Annotated in this window: 25 protein-coding genes; 12 read left to right on the top strand and 13 right to left on the bottom strand. The window is 70.0% G+C overall.

All coding sequences use genetic code 11. The features are described 5' to 3' along the window. Positions 1–132: 132 nt before the first annotated feature. Together hemE and F0Q34_RS07720 are read left to right on the top strand one after the other, a co-directional pair. Complete coding sequence (gene hemE / locus F0Q34_RS07725; RefSeq protein ID WP_149811583.1) at positions 133–1,176, top strand: uroporphyrinogen decarboxylase; 1,044 nt, start codon at positions 133–135, stop codon at positions 1,174–1,176. A 64-nt stretch (positions 1,177–1,240) separates the two neighbouring features. After that, positions 1,241–2,299: a catalase family protein gene (locus F0Q34_RS07720; protein WP_174242007.1), complete on the top strand. Its 1,059-nt coding sequence runs from the start codon at positions 1,241–1,243 to the stop codon at positions 2,297–2,299. 109 nt (positions 2,300–2,408) lie between these two features. On the opposite strand, the gene tsaE is transcribed toward F0Q34_RS07720, so the two are convergent. The 4 genes from tsaE to F0Q34_RS07705 form a co-directional block, all read right to left on the bottom strand. Then, positions 2,409–2,879, bottom strand: coding sequence for a tRNA (adenosine(37)-N6)-threonylcarbamoyltransferase complex ATPase subunit type 1 TsaE (gene tsaE, locus F0Q34_RS07715; protein ID WP_149811581.1), 471 nt, complete (start codon positions 2,877–2,879; stop codon positions 2,409–2,411). Between the two features lie 180 nt (positions 2,880–3,059). After that, complete coding sequence (locus F0Q34_RS22495) at positions 3,060–3,182, bottom strand: hypothetical protein (protein ID WP_277755269.1); 123 nt, start codon at positions 3,180–3,182, stop codon at positions 3,060–3,062. A gap of 56 nt (positions 3,183–3,238) precedes the next feature. Further along, entirely contained in the window at positions 3,239–4,246 is a 1,008-nt protein-coding gene (locus tag F0Q34_RS07710; protein ID WP_149811580.1) for a zinc-dependent alcohol dehydrogenase family protein, read from the bottom strand. 69 nt (positions 4,247–4,315) lie between these two features. Further along, positions 4,316–5,428: a M20 family metallopeptidase gene (locus F0Q34_RS07705; RefSeq protein ID WP_149811579.1), complete on the bottom strand. Its 1,113-nt coding sequence runs from the start codon at positions 5,426–5,428 to the stop codon at positions 4,316–4,318. 128 nt (positions 5,429–5,556) lie between these two features. Here F0Q34_RS07705 and F0Q34_RS07700 point away from each other — a divergent pair, with 128 nt between their 5' ends. After that, positions 5,557–6,681, top strand: coding sequence for a threonine synthase (locus tag F0Q34_RS07700; protein WP_149811578.1), 1,125 nt, complete (start codon positions 5,557–5,559; stop codon positions 6,679–6,681). After that, positions 6,678–8,186, top strand: a complete 1,509-nt coding sequence (locus F0Q34_RS07695; protein ID WP_149811577.1) for a M81 family metallopeptidase — start codon at positions 6,678–6,680, stop codon at positions 8,184–8,186. Before F0Q34_RS07700 ends, F0Q34_RS07695 begins: the two co-directional genes overlap by 4 nt. Before the next feature lie 37 nt (positions 8,187–8,223). Here F0Q34_RS07695 and F0Q34_RS07690 read toward each other — a convergent pair whose 3' ends face one another. Then, a complete protein-coding gene (locus tag F0Q34_RS07690) occupies positions 8,224–10,020 on the bottom strand; it encodes a histidine kinase famiy protein (protein WP_206667969.1) in 1,797 nt (598 codons plus the stop codon). 291 nt (positions 10,021–10,311) lie between these two features. Between F0Q34_RS07690 and F0Q34_RS07685 the strand changes: the two genes are divergently transcribed. Together F0Q34_RS07685 and F0Q34_RS07680 are read left to right on the top strand one after the other, a co-directional pair. Continuing rightward, positions 10,312–11,298, top strand: coding sequence for a CobW family GTP-binding protein (locus tag F0Q34_RS07685; protein ID WP_149811575.1), 987 nt, complete (start codon positions 10,312–10,314; stop codon positions 11,296–11,298). Continuing rightward, complete coding sequence (locus F0Q34_RS07680; protein WP_149811574.1) at positions 11,295–12,326, top strand: WD40 repeat domain-containing protein; 1,032 nt, start codon at positions 11,295–11,297, stop codon at positions 12,324–12,326. The genes F0Q34_RS07685 and F0Q34_RS07680 overlap by 4 nt, the downstream gene beginning before the upstream one ends. Positions 12,327–12,370: 44 nt before the next feature. On the opposite strand, the gene F0Q34_RS07675 is transcribed toward F0Q34_RS07680, so the two are convergent. The 3 genes from F0Q34_RS07675 to rph form a co-directional block, all read right to left on the bottom strand. After that, positions 12,371–13,699, bottom strand: coding sequence for an aspartate aminotransferase family protein (locus F0Q34_RS07675; protein ID WP_149811573.1), 1,329 nt, complete (start codon positions 13,697–13,699; stop codon positions 12,371–12,373). Between the two features lie 151 nt (positions 13,700–13,850). Further along, the gene (locus tag F0Q34_RS07670; RefSeq protein WP_149811572.1) at positions 13,851–14,459 is read right to left on the bottom strand and encodes a non-canonical purine NTP pyrophosphatase; all 609 of its coding nucleotides are present in this window, start codon (positions 14,457–14,459) and stop codon (positions 13,851–13,853) included. Positions 14,460–14,473: 14 nt separating this feature from the next. Continuing rightward, the gene (gene rph / locus F0Q34_RS07665; RefSeq protein WP_149811571.1) at positions 14,474–15,190 is read right to left on the bottom strand and encodes a ribonuclease PH; all 717 of its coding nucleotides are present in this window, start codon (positions 15,188–15,190) and stop codon (positions 14,474–14,476) included. Between the two features lie 127 nt (positions 15,191–15,317). Between rph and F0Q34_RS07660 the strand changes: the two genes are divergently transcribed. After that, positions 15,318–15,578, top strand: coding sequence for a hypothetical protein (locus F0Q34_RS07660; RefSeq protein WP_206667968.1), 261 nt, complete (start codon positions 15,318–15,320; stop codon positions 15,576–15,578). A 40-nt stretch (positions 15,579–15,618) separates the two neighbouring features. On the opposite strand, the gene F0Q34_RS07655 is transcribed toward F0Q34_RS07660, so the two are convergent. Further along, positions 15,619–16,089: a hypothetical protein gene (locus F0Q34_RS07655; RefSeq protein WP_149811570.1), complete on the bottom strand. Its 471-nt coding sequence runs from the start codon at positions 16,087–16,089 to the stop codon at positions 15,619–15,621. A gap of 73 nt (positions 16,090–16,162) precedes the next feature. Further along, positions 16,163–16,846, bottom strand: coding sequence for a bactofilin family protein (locus tag F0Q34_RS07650; RefSeq protein ID WP_174242006.1), 684 nt, complete (start codon positions 16,844–16,846; stop codon positions 16,163–16,165). A 259-nt stretch (positions 16,847–17,105) separates the two neighbouring features. Here F0Q34_RS07650 and F0Q34_RS07645 point away from each other — a divergent pair, with 259 nt between their 5' ends. The 5 genes from F0Q34_RS07645 (at position 17,106) to F0Q34_RS07625 (ending at position 22,161) form a co-directional block, all read left to right on the top strand. After that, positions 17,106–18,086: an adenosine kinase gene (locus F0Q34_RS07645; protein ID WP_174242005.1), complete on the top strand. Its 981-nt coding sequence runs from the start codon at positions 17,106–17,108 to the stop codon at positions 18,084–18,086. Between the two features lie 31 nt (positions 18,087–18,117). Next, complete coding sequence (locus F0Q34_RS07640; protein ID WP_149811568.1) at positions 18,118–19,029, top strand: AEC family transporter; 912 nt, start codon at positions 18,118–18,120, stop codon at positions 19,027–19,029. A gap of 85 nt (positions 19,030–19,114) precedes the next feature. After that, positions 19,115–20,095, top strand: a complete 981-nt coding sequence (locus tag F0Q34_RS07635; RefSeq protein ID WP_149811567.1) for a Bug family tripartite tricarboxylate transporter substrate binding protein — start codon at positions 19,115–19,117, stop codon at positions 20,093–20,095. Positions 20,096–20,338: 243 nt separating this feature from the next. After that, positions 20,339–21,469 carry a peptide chain release factor 2 gene (gene prfB, locus F0Q34_RS07630; RefSeq protein ID WP_149811566.1) on the top strand — a complete coding sequence of 377 codons (1,131 nt, stop codon included), beginning with the start codon at positions 20,339–20,341 and terminating at the stop codon, positions 21,467–21,469. Between the two features lie 116 nt (positions 21,470–21,585). Beyond that, positions 21,586–22,161, top strand: coding sequence for a DUF1643 domain-containing protein (locus F0Q34_RS07625; protein WP_149811565.1), 576 nt, complete (start codon positions 21,586–21,588; stop codon positions 22,159–22,161). A 240-nt stretch (positions 22,162–22,401) separates the two neighbouring features. Here F0Q34_RS07625 and F0Q34_RS07620 read toward each other — a convergent pair whose 3' ends face one another. From F0Q34_RS07620 to F0Q34_RS07610, 3 genes are all read right to left on the bottom strand, one after another. Then, positions 22,402–23,196: an amino acid ABC transporter ATP-binding protein gene (locus F0Q34_RS07620; protein ID WP_149811564.1), complete on the bottom strand. Its 795-nt coding sequence runs from the start codon at positions 23,194–23,196 to the stop codon at positions 22,402–22,404. Positions 23,197–23,236: 40 nt separating this feature from the next. Beyond that, positions 23,237–24,391, bottom strand: coding sequence for an amino acid ABC transporter permease (locus F0Q34_RS07615; RefSeq protein WP_149811563.1), 1,155 nt, complete (start codon positions 24,389–24,391; stop codon positions 23,237–23,239). A 77-nt stretch (positions 24,392–24,468) separates the two neighbouring features. Further along, a complete protein-coding gene (locus tag F0Q34_RS07610) occupies positions 24,469–25,668 on the bottom strand; it encodes an amino acid ABC transporter permease (protein ID WP_149811562.1) in 1,200 nt (399 codons plus the stop codon). Between the last annotated feature and the right edge of the window lies 1 nt (position 25,669).

Genomic DNA, 25,669 nt, shown 5'->3' with positions numbered 1-25,669 from the left:
CACGATTCTTATCCGAGTCGGGGCTGTGGAAAACTTTGTGGATGGCGAGTCCGTCCACTGCGTCCACGTTTTCCACAGGCCAATAGACTCCCCCATCTTTCTTAAAGACTCTTTTTCAGAGAGAGAGGGTCCATGGAACACGCCCAAAAGCCCCTGCTCCGTGCCCTTTCCGGCGAAGCGCTCTGGCCGCCACCCTTCTGGCTGATGCGCCAGGCAGGGCGGTACCTGCCGGAATACCGGGAACTTCGCGCCCAGGCGGGTGACTTCATCAGCCTTTGCACCACGCCCGAACTGGCGGCCGAGGTGACTCTGCAGCCGATCCGCCGCTACGGCATGGATGGCGCCATCCTGTTCAGCGACATCCTGATGCTGCCCTGGGCGCTGGGCCAGGAGCTGCGCTACGCCGAGGGTGAGGGGCCGTTGCTGGCGCCGATCCGCGACGCCGCGGGGCTGTCCGCGCTGCGGCCGGACATGGTGCGGCCCAACATCGCCCCGATCCTGGAAACCGTGGCGCGCGTCCGCGCCGGACTGGCGGCCGAGGCGCCGCGAACCACCCTGATCGGCTTCGCCGGCAGCCCCTTCACGGTCGCCTGCTACATGGTCGATGGCAAAGGGGGAAAGGACTTCGCCGAAACGCGCCGCCTCGCCTATGTCGATCCCTTGCTGTTCGGCAAGCTGATCCGGCTGCTGGTGGACAGCACCGTGGAATACCTCCTCGCCCAGGCCGAGGCGGGGGCCGAGGCGCTGATGCTGTTCGACAGCTGGGCGGGCCTGCTGTCCCCGGCCCAGTTCCGGCGCTGGTCGATCGAGCCGGCGGCGGCCATCGTGCGCGGCATCCGCAAGGCGCGGCCGGACATCCCGCTGATCGGCTTTCCCCGCCTAGCCGGTCCGTTGATCGTGGAATACGCCGATCGGGCGGGCGTCGGCACGGTGGCCATGGACACGGGCATGGACCCGCGCTGGGCGGCCGCGCAGGTGGCCCCGGGGGTCACCCTGCAGGGCAACCTGGACCCGCAGGCGGTGGTGGCCGGCGGGGCGGCGATGGAGGCGGAGGCGCGCTCCATCCTGGCCGCGATGCGCGGGCGGCCCTTTGTGTTCAACCTGGGCCACGGCATCGTGCCGCCGACGCCGCCCGAGCATGTGGCGGCGCTGGCGCGGGTCATCCGCACCGGCTGACCAGGGCAACACCGGCGGTGGAGGGGTGTTTCATGGAGGCCCCCCATCCCGGAGAACCTTGGCCATGCCCGTCCGCTACGATCCCCGCCTGGAAAGCCCTGCCCCGGACGAGGCGGAAACGCTGGCCAGGCTGAACACCGCCCTGCGCCAGATCAGCGAAACCACCTTCAAGGATTACGGTCATGCCGTGCGCTCGGTGCATGCCAAGAGCCACGGCCTGCTGAGGGGCGAATTGCGCGTTTCCGGAAGCCTGCCGCCTGAACTGGCCCAGGGCCTGTTCAGCAAGGCCGGGACGCATCCAGTGGTGCTGCGCTTCTCCACCAATCCTGGCGACGTGCTGGATGACAGCATCACCGTGCCGCGCGGCGTCGCCATCAAGGTGCTGGAGGTGGAGGGGGACCGCCTGCCCGGCTCGGAAGCCGAGCGCAGCCAGGATTTCGTGATGGTCAACGCCCCCGCCTTCGCGGTGCCGGACCCCAAGGCCTTTATTGGCGGCCTGAAGTTGCTCGCCAAGACCACAGACACCCCGCAGGGTCTGAAGAAGGTTGCCTCCGCCGTGCTGCGCGGCGCCGAGAAGGTGGTGGAGGCGGTGGGTGGCGAAAGCGCCGCGCTGAAGGCGATGGGTGGCCATCCCTCCACCCACATCCTGGGCGAGACCTTCTGGACCCAGGTGCCGCTCCGCTTCGGCGATCATGTGGCCAAGCTGTCCCTGGTGCCGGTTTCACCTGCGCTCATCGCGCTGAAGGACCAAGCGGTGGACACCCATGGCCGCCCCGACGCCCTGCGCGAGGCGATGAACGCCCATTTCGCCAGCCGGGGCGGAGAATGGGAACTGCGCGCCCAGTTGCTGACCAACACCAAGACCATGCCGGTGGAGGACGCCTCCATCCCCTGGCCGGAGGAGGAAAGCCCCTACCGCACCGTGGCACGGCTCGTGGTGGCGCCGCAGACCGCCTGGGACGAGGCCAGGGCGCTTGAGATCGATGACGGCATGTCCTTCAGCCCGTGGCACGGGATCGAGGCTCACCGGCCACTGGGAGGCATCATGCGGGCACGCCGGGAAACCTATGCCGCCTCGGCCCGGTTCCGGGCCAGCCGCAATGGCTGCCCCGTGAGGGGTTGAGACGGGTCATAGCGCCGTGGCGGAAAGGGCATTGGCGCGCTAGAGCGATTCACCAAGGCTCCGGGCCATGGCCGGCAGCCATGCGGCGTCCGGCCGGGCCGGGATGCCGCTAGGCCCGCGAAGACGGTCCGGCCAGGCTCCGCCGCCGCGCCTCGTCCCATCCGGACAGCGCGGCGCGGCGCAGCTCGCCCTGCGGCATCAGGCGCAGGCGCAGCGCGCCCTCTGGCTCCAGCCAGCCCAGGCGGTCGGGCCATTCCACCAGCACGATGCCGTCGCGCGCTTCCTCCCAGCCCAACTCCTCCAGCTCGTCCGGGCCGGAAAGCCGGTACAGGTCGAAATGAAAGGCCGGACCCAGCGGCAGGTCGTAGCCCTGCACCAGGGTGAAGGAGGGCGAGGGCACTTCCAGCGCCGGGTCGCCGCTGGCGGCGCGCAGAAAGGCGCGGCAGAAGGCCGATTTGCCGGCCCCAAGCGGCCCTTCCAGCAGAAGGGCATCACCCTGCCGCGCGAGGCGCGCGGCGCGGGCGGCCAGCGCCTCCGTCGCGGCAAGGTCGGGGAGGTCGAGGAACAGGGTGTCGGCCATGATGCGGGGGCATTCTATGCCCTGTCCGCCGGTTGCCGGCCAGCCCAGGGTGCATCGTTACACGAAGCCGCCGGATTTCGGGTGGCGGGGCGCCGGCTGCAGGATCATGCCGGGCGGGACAGAAACCGGCTATGCGGAAACGGGCGGGCACCGCCTGGCCGGGGCGCCTGCCCGCAGCGGCTATTGGTAGCCGCCGGTCTTTTCGCGCTCCTTCGCCGCGTCCTCCTGCGCCTTTTCATCCACGGGCTGCTTGCCGGGCTGGTTTTTGTCCGGCTGGGTGTCCTGGGGCTTTTCCTCGGGCATCGCGGTTCTCCTTCTGCCGTCGGAAGGAGAACGGCCGGGCGGCGCCCCGGTTCCAATCAGAACTCCAGGACGATCTTGCCGAAATGCGCCCCGGCTTCCTGGTGGCGGAAGGCATCGGCGATCCGCTCCAGCGGATAGGAGCGGTCGATCATCGGCCGCATGTCGCTGGCGTCGATGGCGCGGATCATATCGCGCTGGTGGCGGTGGCTGCCGACGATCAGGCCCTGCAACCGCTGCTGCCGCGCCATCAGCAGCGCCGTCGGCACCTCCCCCGAGCGGCCGGTCAGCACGCCGATCAGGGCGATGTGGCCGCCGATCCGCGCGGCGCGGATGGATTGGTCCAGCGTGCCGGGGCCGCCCACCTCCACCACATGGTCGGCGCCGCGGCCACCGGTCCAATCCTTCACCGCGCGGCCCCAATCCGGCGTCGATCTGTAGTTGATGGTGTGGGCGGCACCGAGGGCGCGCATCCGCTCCAGCTTGGCGTCGGAGGAGGAGGTGGCGACCACGGTCGCCCCCATCATGCGGGCGAATTGCAGCGCGAATACCGACACGCCGCCCGTGCCCAGCACCAGCACCACATCGCCCGCCTGCAACCCGCCATCCACCACCAGGGCGCGCCAGGCGGTCAGGCCGGCGGTGGTCAGCGTCGCCGCCTCGGCATGGGACCAGTGCCTCGGCACCGGCGTGAACCAGGAGGCAGGACGGATCACCGCCTCCCGCGCATAGCCATCGACGCCATCGCCGGGGACGGTCTTGAAATCGCCCACCTCGGCGGGGCCGTCCTGCCAGTGGGGAAAGAAGCCGGACACCACGCGGTCGCCTGGCGCGAAGTCCGAGACGCCCTCGCCCACCGCTTCCACGATCCCGGCGCCGTCGGACATGGGGATGCGGCCATCCTCGGTCGGGATGGCGCCCTTGGCGACGGCGTAGTCGTGGTAGTTCAGCGAGCTGGCATGCAGCCGGACGCGGATCTCCCCGGCGCCGGGATCGCCGCAATCGGGCAGCTCCACCATCTCCAGATGATCGAGACCGCCGGGGGCGCGCAGCTTGATGGCTTTCATGCGCTGGTCCTTCTCCGTCATGTCGGTGTCAGGCTGGGAAGCGCGCCGACGGGGGATCGGGTTGCGCGGTCAGGCCGCCTGCATCAGCCCGCGGAACAGGGCCACCCCCTCCGCCAGATCGGCCACGGCCACGCTTTCGCGCGGGCTGTGCGCCGTGGCGATGGAACCCGGTCCCAGGATCAGGCAGGGGGCGAGCGCCTGCAACTCGCTGGCATCGGTGCCGAAGGGCCGGGTTTCGGCGGCATGGCCGGTCGCCGCCTCGGCGGCGCGCACCACGGGATGGTCCCGCGGCATTTCCGGCGGCGGGCCCTGGCGTGCCACCGTCAGTGCCAGCCCGGCGCGCTCCGCCGCCGCCTGCACGGCCTCCACCACCGGGGTCGGGTCGATGCTGCGGCTGTAGCGGAACTTGATGCGCGCCGTGGCCTTCGGCACCGTCACGTTGACCGCCGCCCCGTGATTGTCGAGTAGCAGGTTGAAGTCGCTGAACACCGGGTCGTAGGCGGCGTCATGCAGCGCCGGGTCCTCGCGCAGCCGCCCGGCCAGGGCCTTCATCTCCAGCAGAAAGGGAACCAGCGCCCAGTTGGCGTTGCGCCCGGTGCCCAGGGAGGAATGCGCCTGCACCCCTTCGGCCACCGCGATGAAGTCGATGTTGGCGCGGTGGCCGCGCACCGGCACCAGCCCGGTTGGCTCCGCCACGATGATGGCGCGGGGCGCGGCACGGCGGGCCAGGGCGGAGCCTTCGGCGATCAGCTTCGCGCCCTGCTTGGTGGTTTCCTCATCCGTGGTGATCAGCAGCGTCGCCGGAACGTCGCCGGGCAGACCCCGGGCCGCGACGATGCAGGCGGCGAGCTGCCCCTTCATGTCAGTGGCGCCGAGACCGTGCAGCACGCCCCCGGCATCGATCCGGCCGGAGAAGGGATCGTCCGTCCAGCCGGTGTCCGGCACGGTGTCCATGTGGCCGGACAGCGCCACGCCACCCCGGGAACCCCCCAACGGGCCGCGATGTGCCACGATCACCTGCTTCGCCACGCCGGCGGGATCGGTGTAGTCCAGCCGCTCGACCTCGAACCCGCCCAGCTCGGCGGCGATCCGGTCGGCAACCGCGCGATTGGAAACAAAGGACCGGCTGTCCAGGCGGACCAGCTCGGCGGCGAGTCGGGCAACGTCATCGGTGTCGGGCATGGAGCGAATCTATCCCGCAGCGCGAGCGCGGCAGCAAGGTGGCCCAGCGGGCTTCGCCGATGCTTGCCCCAGCGGTGCTTGCTCCAGCGGCGCTTGCCCTGGCGGCGCGGCCGGGCCACGGTTCGGCCATGCAAGAGCCCGCCTATCTCGACCCCCGCAGCGGGGCCACCTTTCCCCTGGATGAGCCGCGCTGGTGCGGGCCGGAAGGCCAGCCCCTGCTGCTGACCGACCTGCCGGGCCTTGGGCGCGGCCAGATCGATCGCGCCAAGGGCAGCCTGTGGCGCTATGCCGCCGCCCTGCCCTTCCGGCCGGAAGCGCCGATCACCCTGGGCGAGGGCTGCACGCCGCTGCTGCCGGGTGAATGGAACGGCGCGCCGCTGCGCTTCAAATGCGAATGGTTCATGCCCAGCGGCTCCTTCAAGGACCGTGGCGCCTCGGTGATGCTGTCGCTGCTGCGGGCGCAGGGCGTCCGCCATGTGCTGGAGGATTCCTCGGGCAATGGCGGCGCGGCCATCGCCACCTATGCGGCGGCCGGCGGGATGCGGGCCAGGATCCTGGTGCCGGATTCCACCAGCCCGGCCAAGACGGTGCAGTCCCGCGCCCTGGGCGCCGAGATCGAGCTGGTGCCCGGCAGCCGGCAGGATTGCGCCGATGCCGCCCTGGCCCAGGCGCGGGACATCTTCTACGCCAGCCACAACTGGCATCCGTTCTTCCTGCACGGCACCAAGACGCTGGCCTATGAGCTGTGGGAGGATCTGGGCTTCCGCGCGCCGGACAACGTCATCATCCCCTGCGGCGCCGGCTCCAACGTGCTGGGCTGCGCCCTCGGCTTCGGAGAGTTGCTGCGCGCGGGAGAGATCGACCGGCTGCCGCGCCTGTTCGCGGCGCAGCCGGCGCATTGCGGCCCGATTGCCCGCGCCTTCCTTGGCCTGCCGGAGGCCGCGCCGCGCCCCACCATCGCCGAAGGCACCGCCATCGCCCAGCCGATCCGCCTGCCCGAGAACCTGGCCGCCCTTCGCGACAGCGGCGGCGGCGCCGTGCTGCTGGAGGAGGAGGAGATCATCGAGGCGACGCGCGGCCTGGCCCGGCGCGGCCTTTACGTGGAGCCGACCTGCGCCCAGGCCGCCGCGGCCTTTGGCCGTCTGCTGGAGGCCGGCACCATCGGCCGCGGCGAAACCACGGTGGTGGTGCTGACCGGCAGCGGCCTCAAGGCCACCCGGCGCCATGCCGAACTGCTGGGGCTGAGCCTGTGACGGGGGGGCCGCGCGTCGCGCTGCTGGGCTTCTCCATCGAATGCAACCGCTTCGCCCCGCCCGCCACGGCGGCCGATTTCCGGGCCCGCTGCTGGCTGGAGGGCGATGCCATCCTGGCCGATGCGCGCGGCGCCGCGTCCCGCACCCTGGGCGAGATGCCGGGCTTCGTGCAGGCCATGGACGCGGCCGGCCCCTGGCAGCCGCGCCCGATCCTGCTGGCCTGCGCCGAGCCGAGCGGCCCGGTCGAGGATGCGGATTTCGCCGCCATGATGGCGCGATGGCGGCAAGGGCTGGAGGCGCTGCGCGGCGCGGTGGAGGGTGTTTACTGCACCCTGCACGGCGCCGGCCTGACCACCCTGCGGGACGACCCCGAGGGTGAGCTGCAATCCCTGGTGCGGGAGGTGCTGGGCGATGTGCCCTTCGCCTGCTCCTACGACCTGCACGCCAATGTTTCGGACGCCATGGTGGCGGGCTGCGATGCCTTTGTGGGCTACCGCACCAACCCGCATGTGGACATGCGCGAGCGTGGCGCCGAATGCGCCGGGCTGCTGCGCCGGCTGATGCAGGGGGAGCGCTTCCACCGCGCCTTCCGCCGCCTGCCCATCGTGCCGCCGACGGTCAGCCTGCTGACGGCCAAGGGCCCTTATGCCGAGGTGATCGAGTTCGGGCAGGAGCGCATGAGGCTGCTGGGGCCGCGAAAGGTGGCGAATGTGTCGGTGATGGGCGGCTTCGCCTATGGCGACACGCCGTTCAACGGCCTCGCCATCATCGTCACCGGCCCCGATCGCGATGCGTGCGAGCATCTGGCGGAGGAACTGGCGCATGACGCCTGGGGCAAACGTGCCCGCTTCGTGGCCAGGCTCACGCCACTGGCCGAGGCGGTGCAGCGCGCCCTGACCACGGAAGTGCCGCTCTGCTTCGCCGATGTGGCCGATAATCCGGGCGGCGGGGGCGGCGGCAACACCATGCACATCCTGGCCGCCTTTCATGAGGCCGGCGTGGATGGCGCGCTGTTCGGCCTGGTCCACGACCCCGCTTTGGCGCAGGAAGCGCATGCGCTGGGCACCGGTGCCCGCTTCACCGCCCGCTTCAACCGCGCCCCCCGCGACAGCTTCGCGCATCCCTTCCAGGCGGAAGCCGAGGTGCTGGCACTGTCGGATGGCCGTGTCACCGGGCGGCGGGGCACCTATGCCCGCTCGGTGGTGGAACTGGGCCCAACGGCAGCGCTGCGCCTGGGCGGCATCACCGTCGTGGTGGTCAGCCGCCGCACGCAATGCGCCGATCCCGCCTTTCTGGAACATCTGGGCCTCGACATTGCCGCCGCGCGTTGCGTGGTGGTGAAGTCGCGCGGCCATTTCCGCGCCGGCTTCGACGAGTTCTTCAGCCCTGGGCGGATCATCGAGGTGGACGCACCCGGCCTGACCTCGCCGGATCTCGGCCGCTTCGAATGGCGGAGGCTGCCGCGCCCGGTGCTGCCGCTCGATGCCGGGGCGTGCTGGCCGTGATCCCGGCATCCGGCTGCGCGGTGGCCGGAGCGGCGTCTCAGCCCTGGTGTTCGGGGCCGGTCGGCGGCCGGGTTCCCGCGGCGCGCGGCCCGCGGACCTGACCGCGGCCATCCAGCGCCGCGCGGACCCGGTCCGCCAGTTCCGAGCGGCGATACGGCTTGCCCAGCACATCCATGCTGGGCGAACGCGGCACCTGCATCGTCAGGTCCTCGTTGTAGCCGGTGGTGAGCAGGATCGCCGCGCCTGGCGCCCGCTCGCGGAAGCTTTCCGCCAGAACCAGGCCGTTCATGCTGCCCGGCATCAGGATGTCCGAGAACAGCAGGTCGATCTGGCCGGCGCCCAGGCGGTCCAGGATCGCCAGCGCCTCGTCGGCGTTGCGGGCCGGCAGGACGCGGTAGCCCAGATCCTCCAGATGCTCGCATGCCAGGGCCAACACATCCTCCCCATCCTCGACCACCAGCACCGTTTCCGAGGCGCCGCGGCGCTCGATGCCCGGCGGCAGGGCGATGGGGGCGGCGGGTGGCGGGGCCGCCACTTCCGCCGCCGCGGGGAACAGCATGCGGATGGTGGTGCCCTGGTCAGGCTCGCTCTGGATCTCGAGCCTGCCCAGGGATTGCTGCACGAAGCCCTGAGCCATGGCGAGGCCCAGCCCGGTGCCCTTGCCGGTGTCCTTGGTGGTGAAGAACGGCTCGGTGGCGCGCTCCAGCACATGCGGCGGCATGCCGCAGCCGGTATCGGTCACCGACAGCACCACATAGGGGCCGCCGGGCAGACCGTTGTCGGGCAGCGTCTCGACGGCGGTGCTGATGGTCACGGTGCCGCCCTGCGGCATGGCATCGCGGGCATTGATGACCACGTTCAGCAGCGCCATCTCCAGATGCGTCGGGTCGAGCTGCGCCGGCGGCAGCCGCCGCCTCAGGTTGAAGCGCAGCTCCGTCTGGCTGCCGGCCGAGCTTTCCAGCATGTCGCCGAACTCGTTGATCAGCCGGTTCAGGTCGGAAGGGCGCGGGTCCAGCCGGGTCTTGCGGGCAAAGGCCAGGAGCTGCCTGGTCAGCTTCGCGCCGCGATCGGCCGCCTCGCTGGCGCGCGCCAGGTAGCGCAGGGATTGCGGGTCCTGAATCCGGCGCCCCAGCAGCTCCAGGCTGCCGGAGATGGATTGCAGCAGGTTGTTGAAATCATGCGCCAGCCCGGCCGTCAGCTGGCCGATCGATTCCATCTTCTGCGCCTGCCGGAGCGACTGCTCTGAAGCCCGGCGCCGCGACACGTCGAGCTGCGAAGCGAAGAAGTAGATCAGCCGCCCGTCGCTGTCATAGACCGGGGCGATATACACCGCGTTCCAGAACGGCGTGCCGTCGCGCTTGTAGTTCAGGATCTCGACCGAGACCGGCTGCTCGGCGGCAATGGCCTCCCGCATTGCCGTGACCTGGTCCCGATCAGTCTGGCCGCCCTGCAGGAAGCGGCAGTTGCGGCCGACGATCTCGTCCTGGCGGTAGCCGGTCAGGTCCTCGAAGGCGCGGTTGGCGAACACCACCGGGTTGTCATGCCGGTTCGGGTCCGTGAGGATCATCGGCATGCGGGTCATCTCGACGGCGGCGAAGAACACGCTGCCGCGGTTGCCGAGCCCCGGCTCGGTGATCGTCGCCTCCTGCCAGTGGCGGACGCCGGGCCCTCCGGTGGGCGAGTGGGCGGCCGATTGCGCGTCGGTCGCGACGTCGCCCCCGGCGGGGATGCCCCGGCTCCATTGCCGGCCCTCGCCCTGCACATCCTGATCCCTAGTGTCATTCTCCTCGGGGTGGCTTCGCCGCTGGCCTGCCTCGTCTTCGTTCACGCTCACGCTCATCCTCGATCTGCCAGGCCAACGTTGCCCACGGCATGCAACGCACCGCACCGCCTGTGGTTGGATGGTGGAAGCATCACTCCCCCGCAACCACTCGCGTGCCCTTCCAGATTCGGACATGGTTCCATGCCCTGCGTTGCCAACTACCTTCCAGGGCCCACTATGCCTTGGGCAAGTCCGCCCGCAACAGGACAGGGCGGGGCCGCCCCCGTGACCTTGGCCGCCATGCGTATCATATAACGTCACGACCAACCCGCCCGGCCCCGAATCCCCGCAGGAGGAACCCGCATGAGCGAGACCAGCGACACCACTGTCCCCGTGACCGTCCTCACCGGCTATCTCGGCGCCGGCAAGACCACCCTTCTGAACCGCATCCTCAGCGAGAATCACGGCAAGAAATTCGCGGTGGTGATCAACGAGTTCGGTGAGCTCGGCGTGGACAACGACCTCGTCATCGACGCCGACGAGGAAGTGTTCGAGATGAACAATGGCTGCATCTGCTGCACCGTGCGCGGCGACCTGGTGCGCATCCTGGGCGCGCTGATGAAGCGGCGCGGCAAGTTCGACGGCATCATCGTCGAAACCACCGGCCTGGCCAATCCCGCTCCCGTGGCGCAGACCTTCTTCATGGACGAGGACGTCAAGCGCGCCACCCGGCTCGACGCCATCGTCACCGTGGTGGATGCCAAGAACCTGATCGCCCGGCTGGAGGACAGCCATGAGGCGGAGGAGCAGATCGCCTTCGCCGACGTGATCGTGCTGAACAAGATGGACCTGGTGAGCGAACAGGAGGCCGCCGAGGTCGAGCGCCGCATCAAGGCGATCAACCCCTATGCCGAGATCCGCCGCGCCACCAAGTCGGACGTGCCGGTGGAGGCGGTGATCGGCCGCGATGCCTTCAAGCTGGAGCGCATCCTGGAGCGCGAGCCGGATTTCCTCGAATCCGACGAGCACGAGCACAACGAGGACGTGCTGAGCATGAGCTTCGAGGTGGACCAGCCGATCGACCCGGAGAAGTTCAATGCCTGGATCGGCGGGCTGCTGCAGGCCAAGGGGCCGGACCTGCTGCGCACCAAGGGCATCCTGGCCTATCAGGGCGACGACCGGCGCTTCGCCTTCCAGGCCGTGCACATGATCGCCGATGGCGATTTCATCGGCCCGTGGAAGGAGGGTGACCCGCGCAAGTCGAAGATCGTCTTCATCGGCCGCAACCTGAACCGCCCGCAGCTGCGCCGCGGCTTCGAGAGCTGCGTTGCTTCCCAGGGTGCGGCATGAGCGAGACGGCGAACGACGCTGATTTCCTGCTGTCCAGCCGCGGACGGTCGGAAGATCTGGGGGCCTGGGTGATCGGTGCCGCCTTTGGCCGGGACGGGCGTGGCTGCGCCTTCTCGCTGGGCGACGGCACGCTGCGGCTGGCCAGCGCCGAGGGCGAGTGGCGCAGGCTGGAGGCGCATGACGGCGCGGCCCTGTCCCTGGTGGCGGATTCGGAAAGCGGCTTCCTGTCGGGCGGCGATGACGGCAAGCTGCTGCGCGTCTCGGCCGAGGGCGAGATCGCCGAAATCGCCGATTTCGGCATGATGAAGTGGGTGGAGCACCTGGCCGCCCATCCTTCCGGCTTGCGCGCCGCCTCGGTCGGCAAGACGGTGCACCTGTTCGGCAAGGACGGGGCGAAGCTGAAGGCGTTGCAGCATCCTTCGACGGTGGGCGGCGTCGCCTTCGACGCCAAGGGCAAGCGGGTCGCCGCCGGGCACTACAACGGCGCCAGCCTGTGGTTCGTCAACAGCAAGGACGACAAGCCGCGCGTGCTGCCCTGGAAGGGCAGCCACCAATCGGTGGCGTTCAGCCCCGATGGCACGCATGTGGTCACCAGCATGCAGGAGAACGCGCTGCATGGCTGGCGGCTGACCGACCAGCAGGACATGCGCATGTCCGGCTATCCCACCAAGATCCGGTCGTTCTCCTTCACCGCCAAGGGGCGCTGGCTGGCGACGGCGGGGGCGGATTGCATCGTGCTGTGGCCGTTCTTCGCCGGCGGGCCGATGGGCAAGCCGCCGGTGGAGCTGGCAGGCGGCGACAGCGTCGTCTGCACCATGGTCGCCTGCCACCCGCAGCATGAGGTGGTGGCGGCCGGCTTCCAGGACGGGCTGGTGCTGATGGCGGAGATCGGCTCGGGCAAGATCGTGCCCGTGGCGGCGCCGGGGCGGGGCGCGGTGTCGGCGCTGGCCTGGAACCCGGCGGGAACCCAACTGGCTTTCGGCACCGAAACCGGCTTCGCGGGTGTCGTGGACCTGTCGAAGCGGTAGATGGCGCGGGGGAGAAGGTATCCTCCCCCGCCCCCATGCGCCCGTCAGGCGGCGGCCTTGATGGCGCCGGACAGCGTTTCGAAGATCCGGTCCACATGCTGCTTTTCCGCGATCAGCGGCGGGGACAGCGCGATGATGTCGCCGGTGGTGCGGATCAGCACGCCGTCATCGAAGCATTTGCGGAACACGTCCACCGCGCGGGCCGCCGGCTTGCCCGGCCGCGACGACAGTTCGATGCCGCAAACCAGCCCGATCGAGCGGATGTCCACGACATTGGGCAGGCCGCGCAGCGAATGCGCCGCTTCCTCGAAATACGGCTCCATGGCGCGGGCGCGGCCGGGCAGGTCTTCCGCCTTGTGCAGCGCCAGCGTGGCGATGGAGGCGGCGGCGGCCAGCGGGTGCCCGGAATAGGTGTAGCCGTGGAACAGCTCGATGCCATCGGGCGAGCCGTTGACAATGGCGTCGTAGATGCCGTCGCTGGTCGCCACGGCGCCCATCGGCACGGCGGCGTTGGTCAGGCCCTTGGCCATGGTCAGGATGTCGGGGGTGACGCCTAGCCGCTCGGCGCCGAAATTCGTGCCGAGGCGGCCGAAGCCGGTGATCACCTCGTCAAAGATCAGCAGGATGCCGTGCTTGTCGCAGATCTCGCGCAGGCGCTTCAGATAGCCCACGGGCGGCACCAGCACGCCGGTCGAGCCCGCCATTGGCTCCACCATCACGGCCGCGATGGTGTCGGCGCCGTGCAGCGCCACGAGATCTTCCAGCCTGTCGGCCAGCTCCGCGCCATGCTCGGGCAGGCCCTTGGTGAAGGCGTTGCGCCCGATGTCATGGGTGTGGGGCAGGTGGTCCACATAAGGCAGCATGGCGCCGAACTGCTTGCGGTTGCCGCCAATGCCGCCCACCGACATGCCGCCGAAGCCGACGCCGTGATAGCCGCGCTCCCGCCCGATCAGCCGCACGCGCTGCGACTGGCCGCGCGCCTTGTGATAGGCCAGCGCGATCTTCAGCGCGGTGTCGGCGCTTTCCGAGCCGGAATTGGTGTAGAAGACGCGGTCCAGCCCCTGCGGCAGGATTTCGGCCAGGCGCGCCGCCGCCTCGAAGGCGATGGGATGGCCGAGCTGGAAGGTCGGCGCGAAATCCATCACCGCGGCCTGCTTCTGGATCGCCTCGGTGATCTCGCGCCGGCCATGGCCGGCATTGCAGCACCACAGGCCTGCGGTGCCGTCCAGCACCTCCTGCCCGTCCGCGGTCCAGTAGAGCATGCCCTCGGCACGGGCCAGCAGCCTGGGGTGGGACTTGAAGTAGCGGTTGTCGGTAAAGGGCATCCAGAACGCGTCGAGGTCGTTCGGACGCGGCACGTTGATCTGGTTCATGGCCATCCTGCGCAGCTGCGGCGAAGGAGTGGAAGGCTAGAACCGTTGCGCGCGCTTGAACAGCGGCAGCGGGCGCGGCCGGCGGCATCTCCTGCCGGCGCGGCGGCCCGAAGCGGCAGGTGATGCCGGCCGCGCCGGATGCCGTGATCCGTCAGCCCTTCAGGCAGCCCTCGGCCAGCAGGCGGAAGGCGGCGGCGCGGTGGCTGATGGCGTGCTTGGCTTCGCCGCCCATCTCCGCGAAGGTCTTGTGGTGGCCGTCAGGCTGGAACATCGGGTCATAGCCGAAGCCGGCCTCGCCCCGCGGCGGCCAGACCCACTGGCCGGTTGCGCGCCCCTCGAAGCCCTCGGTGTGGCCATCGGGCCAGGCCAGCACCAGGGCGCAGGTGAACCAGGCGGTGCGGTCGGGGTGTGGCGCCGCCAGCGCCTCGACCCTGGCCATGGCGGCGGCGTAGTCGCGCCGGCCATCCGGCTGTTCCGCCCAGTCGGCGGTGCGCACCCCGGGATCGCCGTTCAGCGAGGCGACCGAGAAGCCGCTGTCATCGGCCAGCGCCACCATGCCAGAGGCGCGGGCCGCGGCCAGCGCCTTGAGCGTGGCGTTGCCGATGAAGCTGTTCTCGGTTTCCTCCGGCACCGGCAGGTTCAGCGCACGGGCGCTGACCACCTCGATGCCGTGCTCGGCCAGCAGGGCGGCGTTTTCCCTCACCTTGCCCTCGTTGTGGCTGGCCATGACGATGCGGCGTTCGGTGAGTTGTCGGCGCATGGCGGGTCCTCCCTTCAGCGGTGGATCGCCTTGCGCTGGGCGGCGAACAACTGTTCCGTGCCCTGCCGCGCCAGGGCCAGGAGGCGCAGGAACTGCTCGTCGGAGAAGGGCGCGCCTTCCGCCGTGCCCTGCACCTCGATGATGCCGCCCTTGCCCGCCAGCACGAAATTGGCGTCCGCCCCCGCCGCGCTGTCCTCGGCGTAGTCGAGGTCGAGCACCGGCTCGCCCTTCCAGATGCCGCAGGAAATGGCGGCCACCTGGTCCTGCAGCGGGTTGCGGCGGATGGTGTTCTTCAGCACGCAATGCTCGAAGGCCTGGTGCAGCGCCACCCAGGCGCCGGTGATGGCGGCGCAGCGCGTGCCGCCATCGGCGGTGATCACGTCGCAATCCAGGGTGATCGCCATCTCGCCCATCGCCTTGCGGTCCACCACGGCGCGCAGCGCCCGGCCGATCAGGCGCTGGATCTCCTGGGTGCGGCCCGATTGCTTGCCGCGCGCCGCCTCGCGCTCGCCACGGCTGTGGGTGGCGCGCGGCAGCATGCCGTATTCGGCCGTCACCCAGCCTTCCCCCTTGTTGCGCAGGAAGGGCGGCACGCGCGGCTCGACGCTGGCGGTGCACAACACTTCCGTCACGCCCATGCGGATGCGGCAGGAACCCTCGGCATGGCGGGCCACGCCGGGTTCCAGGACAATGCTGCGAAGGGCGTCGGCGGCGCGGCCGGAAGGGCGCATGGCGGTGGTTCTTTCGTGCGGTGGCGGCGCCGGAATGGGGTGCGGGGCGCCGTGCTGTCAAATGCCGCGGCTGGAACCCCGCCCCCCATGGCGGTGTTTGCCTTGCATGATGTCAGGAGATTTCCCGATGGACCAACCCTCCACGACGCTGCAGCCCGCTTCCCGCAACTGGCCTTCCACGGCGCAGTCCGGCGAGCTGGGCCCGGCGGAACGGGCCGGCTATGTGGTGGCCGGCCTGGTGCTGGCGGCGGCGGCGGCGCGGCCGCGCCCGAACCCGGTGCTGACGGCCCTCGCCCTGGGTGCCGGCGCCTATCTCGCCTGGCGCGGCGCGCAGGGGAACTGCCCGGCCAAGGCGGCGCTGGTGCGGCAGGGCCTGCTGCGCGCCTGACTGCGCGCCCAACTGCGCGCGCCGTTCAGCCGAAACCGGTTCAGCCCAGGCCGGGCCGGGCCGCGGCCAGCCCTGGCGCGGTTGCTGCGCCGCGTTGCAGCTCCTGCAGGCAGCTTGCCTCGGTCTGCCGGTCTGTGCCGGAGGAGCGGGCGGCGGCGTAGCTGACGCGCAGCGGGCTGTTCGGCACGTCGTCACGGTCGAACACCACGTCCAGATGGCAGAACGAGGCCTGATAAAGCCAGATCTGCGCATTGCCTTCCTTGCGGCGAAGGACTGGCTCGCCCAGCCAGCGCCGCAGCGTGTCGGGCGACTGGCCCACCAGGCGGGACACGGCGCCAGGGGTCGATTGCAGGGGCGGCGTGGCCGGGGCGGAGACCGGCTGCATGCCGGCCAGGCTGGTGCGGTAGCTGGCCAGCACCTGCTCCAGCACCGCCTGCGGATCAACCTGCTGCTGTTGCGCGCAGGCGCCCAGAAGCAGCGAAAAGGCCAGGATCAGGGCACGCGGCGGCATCTGCGGACCAGAACAGGAGAGGCGGGGGCGCGGGCCGGCATGGCCCGCGCCGTTCGGCACCAGGGATGCCGGCTCAGTCCTCGTCGATATTGGCCGGCGCCGGGAGGTAGCTGGGCGGCGCGCTGGCTTCGGTCAGCATCTCCATGCGGCCGGAAAGCTGGCCGCCTTCCTCCACCTGCAGCCGGCGGGAGCGGGCGACGCCCAGCACCCGGCCGGTGGCACGGATGACGAGGTTGCCGCGGGCCGTCAGCGTGCCATCGAAGGTGCCGATGATCTCGGCATCCTCCACCTCGACCTCGCCGCGGAACACGCCGGTCTGGCTGATGAACAGCTCCGTCGCGTGCATCATCTGGCTCTCGATGGTGCCCTCGACCACCAGCCGCTCGGCATCGGTCACGGTGCCCTGCAGGCTGATGCCCTTGCCCACCACCATGGTGCGGCGGTCGCTGACCGCCGGCGTGGGCAGGCTCGGGGCCGCGTGCTGCGCCTGCCCGTAGCCCTGGCCCTGCGCCTGGCCATGATGGCCGCCCGCATTCACCGGCGGCCGCGGCGGCAGGCCGACGCCGATCGGCGGCTGGCTGGGCTTGGGCGGCAGATTCATGGCAGGCTCCTGGCTGGGCGCGGGGCGGAAGGGCGGCACGGCGAGGTCCGGATCGCGCGCCACGGGAACGGTGGTCGGGGGCGCGAAGCTTTCATCGGCATCCGTGCCGGGCGCTTGGGGCGTGGGCTCTTCGCGGCGGCGGCGGAAGACGGACATCGGCTCACCCTTCATCGGCACGGCGGTTGAGGGAGGGGCATGCGCGGGAGCGGCGCAAGCCGTGCTGCGAGGCGAATGGGCTATCACGAGCCACCCCGCCACGACAACGGGGCATGCGGGGAAAGCTGCGATCCCAGTGCGTTCCACGGCATTTCTGGCGTGCCGCCGGATCGCGCCCTTTGCCATGCCCCGCCCGGCTGCTATCGCAGGGCCGTTCCGGCGGCGCTCCGGAACCACACGGCAAAGGTTCCGGCATTCCATGGCTGCTCCCACCCTCGACATCCTCGGCATCGGCAACGCCATTCTCGACGTGCAGGCGCGGGCGGATGACGGCTTCCTGGCGGCCCAAGGCATGCAGCGCGGCGCCATGACGCTGATCGACGCCGAGCGGGCGGAGGCGATCTACGCGGCGATGGGGCCGGGGGTGGAAAGCAGCGGCGGCTCGGCGGGCAACACCTGCGCCGTGGCGGCCGCCATGGGCGCGCGCGCCGGCTTCCTCGGCAAGGTGGCGGAGGACGCGCTGGGCGAGGTCTTCGCGCATGACATCCGCGCCGCCGGCGTCGCCTTCCCCACCGCGCCGCTGAAGGGGGGCGCCCCCACGGCGCGCTGCCTGATCCTTGTCACGCCGGACGGGCAGCGCACCATGAACACCTATCTCGGCGCCTGCGTCGCCTTTGGCGAGGCCGATGTGGACGAGGCGATGGTGGCATCGGCCGCCGTCACCTACATGGAAGGCTATCTGTTCGACCCGCCGGAAGCGCAGGCCGCCTTCCGCCGCGCCGCCGCCATCGCGCACCGGAACGGCCGGCAGGTTTCCATGACCCTGTCCGACCCGTTCTGCGTCGGCCGCCACCGCGCGGCCTTCCGCGCCTTTGTCGCCGGCCAGACCGACATCCTGTTCGCCAACGAGGCCGAGATCATGAGCCTTTACGAGACGGATAGCTTCGAGGCGGCGATGGAGGCGGTGCGCGGGGAGGTGAAGCTCGCCGCCCTGACGCGCTCGGAAAAGGGCAGCGTCATCGTGTCCGGCGACAACACGCACGAGATCGCCGCCGCGCCGGCCGAGGTGGTGGACACCACCGGCGCCGGCGACGCCTATGCCGCCGGCTTCCTGGCGGCGCTGACCCAGGGCCATGCCCTGCCGGAATGCGGCCGCTGGGGCTCGGTCGCCGCGGCCGAGTGCATCGGGCATTTCGGCGCGCGCCCGCAGGCCGATCTGAAGGCGCTGCTGGCCCGCTGATCCCGCGGGGCTGATCGTTGGGGTTGGTGCCATGGCCGCCTGGGTGGATGCGTTTTCCGCGATCTTCGGCCTGATCGGCCTGGGCTGGCTGCTGCGCCAGCGCATGCTGCCCGATCCCGCGCCCTGGGCGGCGATGGAGAAGCTGGTCTTCACTGTGCTGCTGCCGGCGCTGCTGGTGTCCTCCATCAGCGCGGTGAATGTGCGGGCCCTGCCGCTCGGCACCCTGGCCGGCACCATCTGGGCGACGCTGCTGGCCGGCACGCTGCTGTCGGTGGCGCTGGCGCGGCTGCTCCGGCATGGCCACGCCACCATGACCTCCGTGCTGCAAGGCGGCATCCGCTACAACACGCTGATCGCCTTCGCCATCGTGGGCGCGGCGCAGGGCCAGGCGGGCCTCGCGCTGGGCGGCATCGCCACCGGGCTGATCGTGCCCTGCGTGCAGACCATCATCACCGTGGCCTTCGCCATGGGGGGCGAACGCCGGCCGCATCCCCTGCGCGTGCTGCGCCAGGTCCTGACCAACCCGTTGATACTGGCCTGCCTGGCCGGGCTGGGCTTGTCCCTGCTGGGCGGGTTGCCACCGGGGCTGAACGGGCTGCTGCGGGCGCTGGCCCAGGGTTCACTGGCGGTGGGGCTGTTGTGTGTCGGCGCGGCGCTGACGCCGCAGGCGCTGGCGTCGCAGCCGGCAACGCAGTTTCTGACGGCCGTGCTCAAGCTGCTTGTCATGCCGGCCCTGGCGACCGTCCTGGCGCTGGCGACCGGCCTCGACCCCCTGCCCGCGGCCGTCGCCATCCTGTTCATCGCCCAGCCGACGGCGCCCACGGCCTATGTCCAGGCCCGGCTGATGGGGGGCGACGCACCGATCATGGCGGCGATGATCACCACGCAGCACCTCGCCGCCATGGCCACCCTGCCCTTCTGGGTCTGGCTGCTGGCACGCTGAGGCGCCGCGGCGCATGATGCGCCGCATTCCGGCCCCTTGGGCGATCTCTGGCGAAGCCCCGGCGGCGGGCGGAAGAAGGACGGACATGCTGGCACGACGCGGACTGGTTCTCGGGGCGGCTTCCGGCGCGGCATGGGCCCACGGCGCCCGACGGCGCGCGCAGGCGCAGGCGATCTGGCCGGACCGCCCGCTGCGCTGGGTGGTGGGCTATCCGGCTGGTGGCCCTTCCGACACCTTCGCGCGGCTGATCGCCGGCCATCTCGGCCCGCGCCTGGGCCAGAACATGGTGGTGGACAACCGTCCCGGCGGCGGCGCCGTGCTGGCCAGCGAGACCGTCTGCCGCAGCCCGGCCGATGGCTACACCCTGCTCCATTCAGACAATGGCAATTTGGTCTACAATCCTGCGCTTTACGCCAGGCTACCCTATGACCCGGATCGCGACCTAACCGGCGCCGGCTTCATCGGCCGCTTTCCGCTGTTCCTGGTGGTGCGGCCGGAGGGGGTGCAGGACTTCAAGGCCTTTGTGGCCCTGTCGCGCCGGAAGGCGCCGAGTTACGGCAGCCCCGCCGTCGCCTCGCCGCACCATCTGGCAATGGAGATGCTGAAGCGCCGCGTCGGCTTCGAGGCCATCCACATCCCCTATCGCGGCGGCCCGGCGGCGATGCAGGACCTGATGGCCGGCCTGCTGGACAGCGTGCTGATCGACTGCGCCACCGGCATCCCCTTTATCCGGGACGGCAAGGTGCGTGCCCTGCTCGTGTTGTCGGAGCAACGCTCGCTGCAGGCGCCGGGCGTGCCGACGGCGCGGGAGCTCGGCATCGGCAATGCCGTGGCCTTTGGCTGGCAGGCGATGCACGCCCCCGCCGGCACGCCCCCCGCCATCATCGGGCGGCTGAACCAGGAGGTGCGCGCCGCCATCGCCTCGGATGCGATGCAGGACCGCATGCGGAGCCTCGGCATCGAAAGCGCCGCCTGGTCGCCGGAGGAACTCAACAGCTTCGTTGCCGCCGAGAACAGGTCGTGGCGGCCACTGATCCGCGAATTGGGCATCCGGCTGGACAGCTAGAAGCGGCTCCGGCGGGGCCGTGGTGACGGGCGGCGCCGCGGGATCGGCCGCCTGCCCTGCTGCCGGCCCTGGACTCGGTGGCCGGGAGACGGCTATCCCCCCGGAACCCTGCCCCTGCCGCCCTGGCGAGGCCCTGCGCTCAACCTCTTGCGGCGGTGGCGCGTTGGCCGCAGATCCGGTGGCTGCGGCGATGGGCCTCGTGGGGGCCCGCTGAGTGGCCCATGGTGATGGAAAGAGTGCGACATGCGAGCTGATGCCGAGGCCCTGCGCGGCCAGATCGAGGATTCCATCGCCCTGCTGCGCCGCCACCTCGACTGGGACGTGGCGGTGCGCCGCCTGGACGAGGTGAATGCCCGCTCCGAGGACCCGACGCTGTGGGAAAAGCCGGACGAGGCCCAGGCGGTGATGCGCGAGCGCACCCGCCTCGCCGACCAGATCGAGGGCGTGCGCGCGCTGGAGCGCAATGTCCGCGACGCGCTGGAACTGGTGGAGATGGGCGAGGGCGAGGGTGACGAGGCCACTGTCAACGCCGCCATGGCCGACCTGAAGGCCTTCGCCGCCGAGGCCAAGCGCCGCGAGATCGAGAGCCTGCTTTCGGGCGAGGCCGACATGCGCGACTGCTTCATCGAGGTGAATGCCGGCGCCGGCGGCACCGAGGCGCAGGACTGGGCGCAGATGCTGCTGCGCATGTACACGCGCTGGGCGGAGAAGCGCGGCTACAAGGTGCAACTCACCGAGGAATCCGAGGGCGAGCAGGCCGGCATCAAGTCGGCCACCATCCAGGTTTCCGGCCCCAACGCCTATGGCTGGCTGAAGACCGAGAGCGGCGTGCACCGGCTGGTGCGCATCTCCCCCTTCGACGCGGCGGCGCGGCGCCAGACCTCCTTCGCCAGCGTCTACGTGTTCCCGGTGATCGACGACAAGATCGAGATCGAGATCAACCCGGCCGATCTGCGCACCGACACCTTCCGGGCCTCGGGCGCGGGCGGCCAGCACGTCAACAAGACCGAATCGGGCGTGCGCTTCACCCATATCCCGACCGGCATCGTCGCCGCCTCCACCCAGGACCGCTCCCAGCACCGCAACCGCGTCATCGCCATGGATATGCTGAAGGCGCGCTTGTACGAGCTGGAACTGCGCAAGCGCGAGGAAGTCACCGCCGCCACCGAGGCCGGCAAGACCGATATCGGCTGGGGCCACCAAATCCGCTCCTATGTGCTAGCCCCCTACCAGCTGGTGAAGGACCTGCGCACCAATGTCGAGAAGGGCAACCCGGACGCGGTGCTGGATGGCGAGCTGGACGAGTTCATGGCCGCGGCGCTGGCCACCCGCGTCGGCGCGCACCGTTCCGAGGCCAGCGCCAGCGCCCGCTGACGCCTGATCGGCCCGGTGGCCCACCGGAGAGACGGGATGCTGTTCCTTGAATCCCGTGGACAGCAGGGGGAGGCGGGGGTGCTCGCCCCCTGCCCTGACCTTGCTGGAGCATTTCCATGGCCGACCTGTTTCCCGAAACGCTGCGCCCGCAGGACCGCCACGACCCGGGCGGCAAGGTGCGGCTGGCGGTGTCGGGCGAGGTGGTCAGCCGTGCCGTCTTTTCGGAGGATGGCCGCTACCGCACCTTTCTGGAACGGCGCTGGGACGGGAAGCCCTTCGGTTCGCCGGGTTTTGTGGCCTGGATCATGATGAACCCCTCCACCGCTGATGAGCGGGTGGACGATCCCACCGTGCGCCGCGCCCGCGACTTCACCCGGCGCTGGGGCTTCGGCGCCATGGTGGTGTTGAACAGCTTCGCCCTGCGCGCCACCCGCCCCGCCATGCTGCTGGAAGCGGAGGACCCGGTCGGTCCCGGCAATGACGAGGCGATCCGCGAATGGTCCCGCCAGGCGGAGCGGGTGATCGTTGCTTGGGGCCTGCCGCCCCGCCCCTTGCGCTGGCGCGGAGCGGCCCTGGCGGCCTTGTTGCGGGAAGCGGGGGTAAAGCCCCTGGCGCTGAAGGTGACCGCCTCCGGGGAGCCGGGCCACCCGCTCTATATCGCGGGCGATACTCTGCCGGTCCCCTGGGGCTGAGACATCGGCAGAAGGCTGGGGAAATGAATTCTCCCAGACCCCTTCTTTTTCTTTGTCAGTTTACGGGCGCGTCTGCGGCGGCGCCCTTTCTGCGGGTTCAGCCCGTGCTGCCCATTGGATTTTAGGCTTCGCCAAGTGGCAACCCTGTCACCTGTTCTGCCCCGAGCCCCAACGGACAGAAAGAAGATGAGGGTGGTCTGGAGGGAGAATTCTTTCTCCCTCCAGCGCTTTTCTGGCGGTTCAGTGGCCGCGCAGGATCTGGCTCAGGAAGGTCTTGAGCCGTTCGGTCTTGGGGTCGTTGAAGAGCTGTTCCGGCACGCCCGATTCGACGATCTCGCCCCGGTCCATGAACACCACGCGGTCGGCGACCTGGCGGGCGAAGCCCATCTCGTGGGTCACGCAGATCATGGTCATGCCGGTGTCGGCCAGCATCACCATGGTGTCCAGCACCTCCTTGATCATCTCGGGATCAAGGGCCGAGGTTGGCTCGTCGAACAGCATGATCTTGGGCTTCATGCACAGCGCCCGGGCGATGGCCACGCGCTGCTGCTGCCCGCCCGAAAGCTGGCCGGGATATTTGTTCGCCTGCTCCGGGATCTTGACCCGGGTCAGGTATTCCATGGCCAGCGCCTCCGCCTCCTTCTTCGGCATCCGGCGGACCCAGATGGGCGCCAGGGTGCAGTTCTCCAGGATGGTGAGGTGCGGGAACAGGTTGAAGCTCTGGAACACCATGCCGACCTCGCGGCGGATGGCGTCGAGCGAGCGCAGGTCGTCGGTCAGCTCGATGTTGTCGACGACGATGCGGCCTTCCTGGTGCTGCTCCAGCCGGTTGATGCAGCGGATCATGGTGGACTTGCCGGAGCCCGAGGGGCCGCAGACCACCACGCGCTCCCCCTGCGCGACGGACAGGTTGATGTCGCGCAGCACGTGCAGGGCGCCGTACCACTTGTTCACCTTGTCCATCAGGATGGCCGGCGGGCCGTCCGTCCGGGCGGCGGAGGAGAGGTGGGCGGCCGTGTCCATCGTGGCGCTCATGGGAAGGGTCCTTCGCGGCGGTTGGCGGGGTGGCGGGGCATCAGCGGACGCGGTGGCGGTTCAGTTCCGCCTCCAGCCCCTGGCTGTAGCGGGACATGGCGAAGCAGAAGATGAAGTAGATCAGCCCGATGGTGACGTAGATCTCGATGCCGAAGCCTTGCCAGGCCGGCTCGATGATGGCGGTCTTGCCGGCGGTCAGCAGGTCGAAGATGCCGATGATCAGTACCAGCGAGGTGTCCTTGAACATGCCGATGAAGGTGTTCACCAGCGGCGGGATCACCAGGCGCAGCGCCTGCGGCAGGATGATGAAGCCGGTCTTCTGCCAATAGGACAGGCCGAGCGCGTCGGCCGCCTCGTACTGGCCGCGCGGCAGGGCCTGCAGGCCGCCGCGCACCACCTCCGCCAGATAGGCGGCGGCGAACAGGATGATGGCCACCTGGGCGCGCAGCAGCTTGTCGATGTTGATGCCTTCCGGAAGGAAGAGCGGAAACATCACGCTGGCCATGAACAACAGCGAGATCAGCGGCACGCCGCGGATCAGCTCGACATACAGCACGCAAAGGGCCTTGATCGCCGGCAGCCTGGAGCGCCGGCCGAGCGCCACCAGGATCGACAGCGGAAAGGCCAGGGCGATGCCGAAGGTGGCCAGGATCAGGGTGATGACCAGCCCGCCCCAGCGCTCCTGCGGGACATAGGACAGGCCGAACACGCCGCCCCACATCAGCACGCCGATCAGGGTCAGCGTGCCGATCCAGATATAGGCCAGCTCCTTGCGCCAGAAGCGGCGCATGGCCGAGACGATGTACAGGCCGATGAACAGCAGCACGCACAGCGCCGGGCGCCAGTGCTCCTCATACGGATAGGTGCCGAACAGCATGAAGCGGTGCTTCTCGGTCACCACCGCCCAGCAGGCGCCTGCGCCGTTCAGGGCGCGGCAGGCCTGGGTTTGCGCCTGGCCATTGACCACGGGCACCGACCAGATGGCGTTGACGAAGGCCCAGTCGACGAAGCCCATCGCCCAGCGCACGATCAGGTAGATCAGCGCCAGCGTGACGGCGGTGGACAGCCAGGAGGAGAACAGGTTGGCGCGGGCCCAGGCGACCGGGCCGACCGCCAGCAAGGGGGGGCGGCGCGGCCCGATGGCGCTTTCCTGGGCCGGGCGCGGGACGGTGGCTTCGGCTGCGGTGTCAGACATGGCTGGACCCTCCCTGGGCGCGCGGCGCCTGGCGGGAAATCGGGATGCGTCGTTGAGGGCGATGGCGGCTCATGGTCCTACCGCTCCACCAGCGCGATGCGGGCATTGTACCAGTTCATGAACAGGCTGATCGACAGGCTGATGCACAGGTAGACCGCCATGATGATGGCGATGCCCTCGATCGCCTGGCCGGTCTGGTTCAGCGTGGTGTTGGAGATCGAGACGATGTCCTGGTAGCCGATGGCCACCGCGAGCGACGAGTTCTTGGTCAGGTTCAGGTACTGGCTGGTCATCGGCGGGATGATGACGCGCAGCGCCTGCGGCAACACGATCTGGCGCATGATGCGCCCGCGTTGCAGGCCGAGCGCCTCGGCCGCTTCCCACTGGCCCTGGGGCACGGACTGGATGCCGGCGCGCACGATCTCGGCGATGAAGCCGGCGGTGTAGGTCACGAGGCCGAGCAGCAGCGCGAAATATTCCGGGGTAACGGTCAGGCCGCCCTGGAAGTTGAAGCCGCGCAGCGCCGGGATGTCGCCCTGCCAGGGGGCGCCCAGGGCCGCCCAGATCAACAGCGGCAGGCCGAGGATCAGCCCCAGCCCCACCGGCCACACCTTGCGCGGCTGGCCGTCCGTCATCCGCTTGGCGCGGGCAGAACGGGCGTAAAGAAAGGTGGCCACGATGCCCGCCACCAGCCCGAGCAGGGCGAAGCTGTGCGCATCCTGCCACTGGACCCAGGGCAGCTTCAGGCCGCGATTCGACAGGAACACGCCGGTCATCGGGTTCAGCGACTGCCGCGGCGCCGGCAGGCCCTGCAGGATGACGTACCAGAACAACAGCTGCAGCAGCAGCGGCAGGTCGCGGATCACCTCGATATAGGTCGCGGCGAGGCGCGACAGCAGCCAGTTCTTCGACAGCCGGGCAATGCCGATCAGCGTCCCGAGGATCGTGGCCAGGATGATGCCCACCACCGCCACCTTCAGCGTGTTCAGCACGCCGACCAGCAGGGCACGGGAATAGGTGTTGGTGGGGTTGTAGTCGATGAGGCTCTCACCGATCGGCAACCCGGCCTCCCGGTTCAGGAATCCCCAGCCGGTGGCGATGCGGCGCACTTCCAGGTTGTGGGCGGTGTTGCTCACCAGCCACCAGATGATGCCGCCGACAAGGCCGACCACCAGCAGCTGCCACACGATGCCGCGCAGCCTTTCGTCGGTCCAGGACAGTCGAATCCCTTTTTTCGGTGGCGCGCGCAGCAGCCTGGGGTCGGCGGTGTCGGACATT

The organism is Teichococcus oryzae, assembly GCF_008386565.1.
Taxonomy (GTDB): Bacteria; Pseudomonadota; Alphaproteobacteria; order Acetobacterales; family Acetobacteraceae; genus Pseudoroseomonas; species Pseudoroseomonas oryzae.
This window is presented reverse-complemented; position numbering and strand designations above follow the sequence as displayed.